The sequence below is a fragment of the Flavobacteriales bacterium genome, from assembly GCA_016715895.1.
Classification (GTDB): Bacteria; Bacteroidota; Bacteroidia; order Flavobacteriales_F; family PHOS-HE28; genus PHOS-HE28.
Map to the genome: position 1 here is coordinate 1 of JADJXH010000002.1, position 6,289 is coordinate 6,289.

Annotated in this window: 10 protein-coding genes; all 10 read right to left on the reverse strand. The window is 60.9% G+C overall.

Annotated elements, in window-relative coordinates:
- Window positions 1-41: 41 nt before the first annotated feature.
- Window positions 42-674 carry a DNA cytosine methyltransferase gene (locus IPM49_00100; GenBank protein MBK9272928.1) on the reverse strand — a complete coding sequence of 211 codons (633 nt, stop codon included), beginning with the start codon at window positions 672-674 and terminating at the stop codon, window positions 42-44.
- Window positions 675-755: 81 nt separating this feature from the next.
- Window positions 756-1,937 carry a phosphoadenosine phosphosulfate reductase family protein gene (locus IPM49_00105; GenBank protein MBK9272929.1) on the reverse strand — a complete coding sequence of 394 codons (1,182 nt, stop codon included), beginning with the start codon at window positions 1,935-1,937 and terminating at the stop codon, window positions 756-758.
- A gap of 189 nt (window positions 1,938-2,126) precedes the next feature.
- On the reverse strand, window positions 2,127-2,318 hold the full coding sequence (locus tag IPM49_00110; protein ID MBK9272930.1) for a hypothetical protein: 192 nt from the start codon (window positions 2,316-2,318) through the stop codon (window positions 2,127-2,129).
- Window positions 2,315-3,202 carry a hypothetical protein gene (locus IPM49_00115; GenBank protein ID MBK9272931.1) on the reverse strand — a complete coding sequence of 296 codons (888 nt, stop codon included), beginning with the start codon at window positions 3,200-3,202 and terminating at the stop codon, window positions 2,315-2,317. Before IPM49_00115 ends, IPM49_00110 begins: the two co-directional genes overlap by 4 nt.
- On the reverse strand, window positions 3,162-3,986 hold the full coding sequence (locus IPM49_00120; GenBank protein MBK9272932.1) for a hypothetical protein: 825 nt from the start codon (window positions 3,984-3,986) through the stop codon (window positions 3,162-3,164). Before IPM49_00120 ends, IPM49_00115 begins: the two co-directional genes overlap by 41 nt.
- Entirely contained in the window at window positions 3,983-4,429 is a 447-nt protein-coding gene (locus IPM49_00125) for a phage terminase small subunit P27 family (protein MBK9272933.1), read from the reverse strand. Before IPM49_00125 ends, IPM49_00120 begins: the two co-directional genes overlap by 4 nt.
- Window positions 4,430-4,498: 69 nt before the next feature.
- Window positions 4,499-4,897, reverse strand: coding sequence for an HNH endonuclease (locus tag IPM49_00130; GenBank protein MBK9272934.1), 399 nt, complete (start codon window positions 4,895-4,897; stop codon window positions 4,499-4,501).
- 189 nt (window positions 4,898-5,086) lie between these two features.
- Complete coding sequence (locus IPM49_00135; protein ID MBK9272935.1) at window positions 5,087-5,548, reverse strand: hypothetical protein; 462 nt, start codon at window positions 5,546-5,548, stop codon at window positions 5,087-5,089.
- A gap of 187 nt (window positions 5,549-5,735) precedes the next feature.
- Window positions 5,736-6,062, reverse strand: coding sequence for a hypothetical protein (locus tag IPM49_00140; GenBank protein MBK9272936.1), 327 nt, complete (start codon window positions 6,060-6,062; stop codon window positions 5,736-5,738).
- Window positions 6,063-6,289, reverse strand: a 227-nt coding sequence (locus tag IPM49_00145; GenBank protein ID MBK9272937.1) for a hypothetical protein, incomplete at its 5' end; no start/stop codon positions are given.

Here is a 6,289-nt window from a genome sequence, read left to right on the forward strand (position 1 = left end):
CCAGTCAATTTTGCTTGCCAGCGCAAGGCATTCTCCCAGCATCACCTCCTCGTCATTATGGCCATCAGTTGCCGGCCAATCCACTCAGTATACGCTGGCGGGATGGCCTGGGATAACTCAGTCCGTGTCATCCAATCAATGCCCATGACCTGGCGCGCCCGCGCAACACCACTAAAATTCCCAACAGGCACAACCGGATCATGCGTGGCAGGCCGGCGACCCATTCGAAACCGTGATGGCCCTTCCGCCGGCAACAAAACAAACGGCACAATGAAACTGGTTTCAAACCAGCGCGTCCGCCTGAGATTCAACCCGAAAAATGCGCCGTTGAGTATAGTCGGGTCAACAAGCGGTGCACCTGGTACATTTTCGATAATGTACGGTCTGCCCGTTGCGACTAACACCTGTCTAGTATCTGCTACCAGGTCGGGATACTCCTGGCCGTTGGTGCGCCATTGTTGCGACGCCAATGAATACGCCTGGCACGGTGGCGACGCGTGAATGGCATCAAACTCATGACCATGTGCGGCGCAATATTCCAGCGCGTCCGCCTGGTGAAACTCAAACGGATAACGCGGCTGGGGGGCGATGTCCACGCCGACCACCTCAAAACCAGCACGATGGTACCCCATCCCTGCCCCGCCTGCACCGCAAAACAAATCTAGTAATCGCATGATAAACGCAAAACACCCCGTATCATTTGCCGATATTGTCAGTCAGTTGTTTGCTTGCCAGCGCAAGGCATTCTCCCAGCATCACCTCCTCTCAAACAACATTGGCTGCACGACCAACTCAGTACCAACTGACCGCACAATGGGAATCAACTCATCGGCCGCTACATCCGCCGCTGACCATTTTCTAGGCCACATATCCAATGACCACATCTCCCGTATTCGCGCTTCTTCGGCGACGTCAATTAAATCCACGCCAGGCCGACCGTTAGCAGCCTCATTGACCCGCCGCTGGATGTCCAGCACCAGCTTCAAAAAATGTGCCCGCGCCGGCATCGTTAACGGCCCTTTGCGTTGACCGTTTTTACTGTAACCGCCGTCCTGTGTGCGTTCCGGCGAAACCTTGCGCTTACGCCATTGCGCGCCTTTCATCTCACGGAACAGCGGCTTTAACTCCAACAACGGCAGCAGGTGATCCCATTCTGCCGTATTGGCCAACCGTTCCAACGCTACATCCCTACTGGCCAACGGGCAGCCAATACAGCCAGTGCGCACGTCACCATCGCCATATACAGCCGCAATCCCCGCAACCTCTTCGTAACCATGACGATACTGCTCAAAATACAGCCAGTCATACACATGGCATAACCGCCAATGGAGCAGCGGTGCCAACGTGTCTCCGGCCCAACTGGGCGGCTTAACCTCAAACCAACCCTGGCCACATTCACCAGAATCTTTGGAACAACTAACGGCAATCCGCTGGTCACGTACCGATGATTCCCCCAATCTGACGCCCGTAATTGACAAATATTTCTCGTCACCCCGCTGGGCATCGAGCGCCGCTGCCATCGGCTCAATTTTCAATTTAGGCGTACACCATCGAAAACGGTTTGATGGTGGCGGCACACCGTAACCCAGCATATACACATAAAAACGGTTATCCATTGCTGGCAATACCACCTGCGTGTCAAATCCATCATCACGCAGCCGATGCAGCAGCCGCATGGCTGTGGCGTGCAATGGTGGATACTCCTGCCGTGTGTCAGCATACAAAATGGTCAATGATTCCGGGGCCGGGACCAATCCCCGTTTGATCGCATATGCTACAAACGTAACGGTGGCCGAACTGTCCTTACCGCCACTATACGCTATCGACCACCGCCTATAACGACGGCCATACTCCGCCAATGAAGCGAGTGATAATTCCATCGCGTCTTGTAACGTTAATCTATCCTGTTCAAACAACGATTTTTGTTGGTTTGCCATCCTGCGCCTCCGTCACGCAAAACACCCCGTACCACTGCGCCGATATTGTCACATACAGGCGGGACGCGAGTCCAATGATACGGGGTGCTTTGCCCAACAAATCAGTTGTTGAAATCGGCGCTAGAAACACAAAACGCCCCGAAAACCTGTATGTGACAATGACCATCATACACCAACACCCGCGCCCTGTCAACGAATCCGCCGCTCCAGCGTCTCATGTTTCAGCCGCCGGTGCTCCACCAGCAGCCGGTCCACCTGCCGCAGCTCCATAATCAACGCCGCCCGGCGCGCCTCCAGGTAGTCCAGGAACACCGCCGACCCCTCCCCGGCCGGGACCGGGTCACTACCATCCAGCAGCCGCAGCAGCGCGTCGTCACTCATAGCACCCGCAGCCCCCGCCCCTCATACACGCTCTCCCGCGATTTGTTACCCAACACCGCCCGCTGGTGCGCCATAATCAGCGCCACCATGCCGTCAATCCGCTCCCGCGATTTGTTTTTATCCGGCTTGATATTCCCGGCCGGGTCCTGCGCCGCCACCAGATTGTCCGCCATCCACGCCAGCGCCGGGTGGTTGCCATGCCCCAGCACCCCCTGCGCAATCGCCACCTCCAACGCCCGCATGGCCGGGTTCATCGTCACAAACCCCTGGCGAAACTCCACCAGCGTCAGCCCCTCCTCGCCCAAATGGTTGGTGACGCTGGTCGCATTCCACGGGTCAAACGCCACCTCGACCAAATCAAATTGCGCCGCGTCCGCGCGGATCTGCGCCTCAATCCAATCATAATCCACCACGTTGCCCGGCGTCAGCGTCAACAGCCCCGCCCGCGCCCAGGCGTCATACGGCACCCGGTCCCGGCTCACCCGCTGCTGCAAATTCTCCTCCGGCAGCCACAGCCGCACCAGCACCCACCACAACTCCCCCTCCTCCGCCGGCGGAAACACCAGCACCCAGGCGCTGATGTCCGTCGTGGTCGATAGGTCCAGCCCCCCATAGCAGCGCCGCCCCGCCAGCGCCGCCTCAGCCGGCACCGGCCGGGTACCCGCCGAACGCCATTTGTCCCCATCAATCCAGCGCGTCTCCGCCTGCGTCCACACATTCAAATGCAGCCGCAGGAACGCATTCAGCCGCGCCGGCATCTCCCGCGCCCGGCCGGCCAACCGCCGGATGTCATCTGATTTTTTGCTCACGTCCAGGTTCGGGTTGGCCTTCACCCACACCCCCTCATCCTCCCACGCATCCCCCACATCCAGCGTGTAAATCATCCCGAAAAAAGCTATCATCCTCCACCACCCCGCCCAGCACCTTCTCCGCATAATCGTGCAGCCCATAACAAAACGAGTGCCGGTCATACCCCGCCGTGGTGATCGCAATCATCAACGGCTGGCGGCGCGCCCCCGTCGCCGTCTCCATCACATCCCACAACCCCCCATCCGGCCAGGCGTGCACCTCATCCGCAATCACCCCATGCACATTCAACCCATCCAACGTGTTTTTGTCGCTCCCCAGCGGCTCAAATTTGCTGGCCGAGGTCCGGCTGTGCAGGTTGTCCCTGAACACCGTCACCTCCCGCGCCAACTGCGGCGAGCGGCGTACCATCTGCGTCGCGTCCTGGTGGCTGATGCGCGCCTGGTCGCGTTTCGTCGCCACGCTGTACACCTCCGCCCCCGGCTCATTATCCACAAACGCCAGGTACAACCCAATGCCCCCGGCCAGCGTCGTTTTGCCGTTCTTGCGCGCCACCTCCAGGTACACCGTCCGGAACCGGCGCAGCCCATCCGCCCGCCGCCACCCGAACACATTCCAAATAATAAATTGCTGCCACGGTTCCAACTTGATTGGCTGTCCCGCCCACTCCCCCTTCCAGTGATGCAGCACCCCGAAAAACGCAATCGCCATCCGTGCCGCCTGCTCATCAAACTGCAACCCCCGCGCCGCCCCCGTTTCCCTATCCGCTACATACCGCTCACACGCCAGCCGCACCCAGCGGCAGGCCACCACCCGCCCCCCCAACACATCCGCCGCATACCGCTCCGCCTCGAATTTCACTCACTCGCCTCTCCCCCGTTGGCCGCCTCAAACAGCAAATCCGCCAGGCTGAGCTGCTCCACCTCCGGCGGCAGTTGCAGCCGGGTGCGCGCGCTCGGCGTCATCCCAAACTCCGCCGCCAACCGCAGGTACATCCCGCTGGCGTCTCTCAACGCCTGCCACGCCGGGTGCTTCTTCGGCCCGTCCCGCCCCTCCACAATCAACCCCTCGTCCCCCAATATCCGCGCCGCCTCCAGCGCGAACGTGTAGTGCTCCGCCATCAGCCGCATGGCCGGCACATCCAGCCCCGTCAAAATCCGCAGCCGCTCCAGCTCCGGCGCGTGCTGGTCCCAATACGCACGCTGCCCCCGCCCCATCCCGCGCGGCCGCTTCACCGGCAACTGCGGCCGCGGCTCGTTGCGCGGCAGCGGCCGTTTGCCAGGGTTGCCCTCCAGCTCCTTCACGCGGGTCGGTTTTGGTCGTGGCCCAGGTCTTGACATAATGTTATATATCCCAACTATATCCCAAAATCATTACAGTCCCGCGACCCCGGCTGTCAGCGATTTACCACCCCCCTCCCATCGCGCGCGCTCCGCTGCGGTTTTGCGACTGTGGCACGAGTGACACAACGTTTGCAAGTTGGCGGCGTGGTCGCTGCCACCGTCACGACGCGGTACGATGTGGTCCACGTCGGTGGCCAGCTCCACCCGCCCGGCCGCGGCGTGGTCGCCGAATGGGTCAGCGCACAACGGCGAGCGGCTGAGGATCATGCGGCGCAGCCTGCGCCAGCGGGCACCATAGCCACGACTGGCCGCGCTGCCCCGCTCGTCGCTGCTGGTTGGCCGGTGCGCATCACACCAGCCGCCAGCCCCGGCCGGGACCACCGCCGCGCAGCCAGGAGACAAGCACACACTCCCCGGCCGGGATGGCATCAGCCACCGCCCAGCGCCAGCTTCATCAACTGCGCGAACTTCTCCGCCTCTTCGGCGTCAAAATCGAACTGGTTCAGTAGCAGTTTCACCGCAATGTCGATCACTTGTTCGGGGGTCATTTGGTTACATCCTCGCCCGGCCGGGGCGTCCCATCCCCGGCCGGGCTTTGCACAGGAGGGAGGAATGAAATCACGTCACTGGTACAGCATCGTCGTCCAGCCAACGATACTGGCCATTTGGCGTCATGAGAATGATGCCGGCGCGGATTGATTGCAGCCGGCTGCGCATGGCCTCGTCGGTGCGGTACAGCCAACGCATAGCCGCCCGCACGTCTGCCTCTGTGCAGGGCTGCCAATCGCCGTTAGCTGGTTTGAACTGAAACATACCGGGCACCTCGCCCGGCCGGGGTGCACCATCCCCGGCCGGGCACGAATAAGGAGAATCCGGCGCGGTTGCCAATGCCGCGCCGCCTGAGGAGGCACTAGAGCCATGAATGGCCAGGGCGTGTTTGTGGCCCCGGCCGGGGCTTTTCCCGCACACCGGCCCCACCCCGGCCGCGATGCTGGCCGGCGATGTCAGCCGGCGACCACACACCGCGCATTGCGCAAAAGATGTAGGTTTGGTGTGTTTCTTTGTGCGGGTTTCACCCATGATGGTTATACGAAGCAAGGTAGATACAGGCCGTTGCGGCCATCTGCGCCCCACATATGGGCATGTCTATAGTATAAACGGACCGGCCGGGGCGTCAAGCATTTGCAAACTGTCCGCGATTATGGCACAATGAAGTCGCTCCCCACCCCCACGGCAAGCCCCGGCCGGGTAACCCCCGGCCGGGGCTTTACTTTGTCTCACCCTGGCGCAAAAACATGCGCTCGGCCATTGCGTGTACCAGGTCCAGCGCCACCTGCGTGGCGAAGGTGGTCTCTGGAAACATTTGCAGACCATACCACGAAACGTCCATGGATGCGTAATACCTGCCCTCATTGATTTGCACGGTCAACAGCGCCTCACCGCACGTATTGACTACGTAGTACAGCCGCACGTTGCTGGCGAACTCAGCCTGTAGCGCCGTGTAAAATCGAACATACGCCATAATCTCGTCATGGCCCGCGCCCGCTGTACGCAGGTCGCTGGCCAGTTGTCTCGTTTCAGTGATCGTATCCATTTACCCCTCCAACTGTTTCAAATACGCCAGAATGGCGCGGATGGTCAGCTCATTGGCGCTGATTTGCAGCGCCTCGCATTGCGCCACCATCCGCTGCCAGGTCTCGTCCGACACGTAGCCCAGGCGGTGGCGCTGGCCGGCGATGGTGTGGCCGTGCGTGTATTTGCCGTGGGCCGGGCCGGTTGCGTAGTATTTATCTGGCATCGTCATCTCCTGCCATTGCTGCC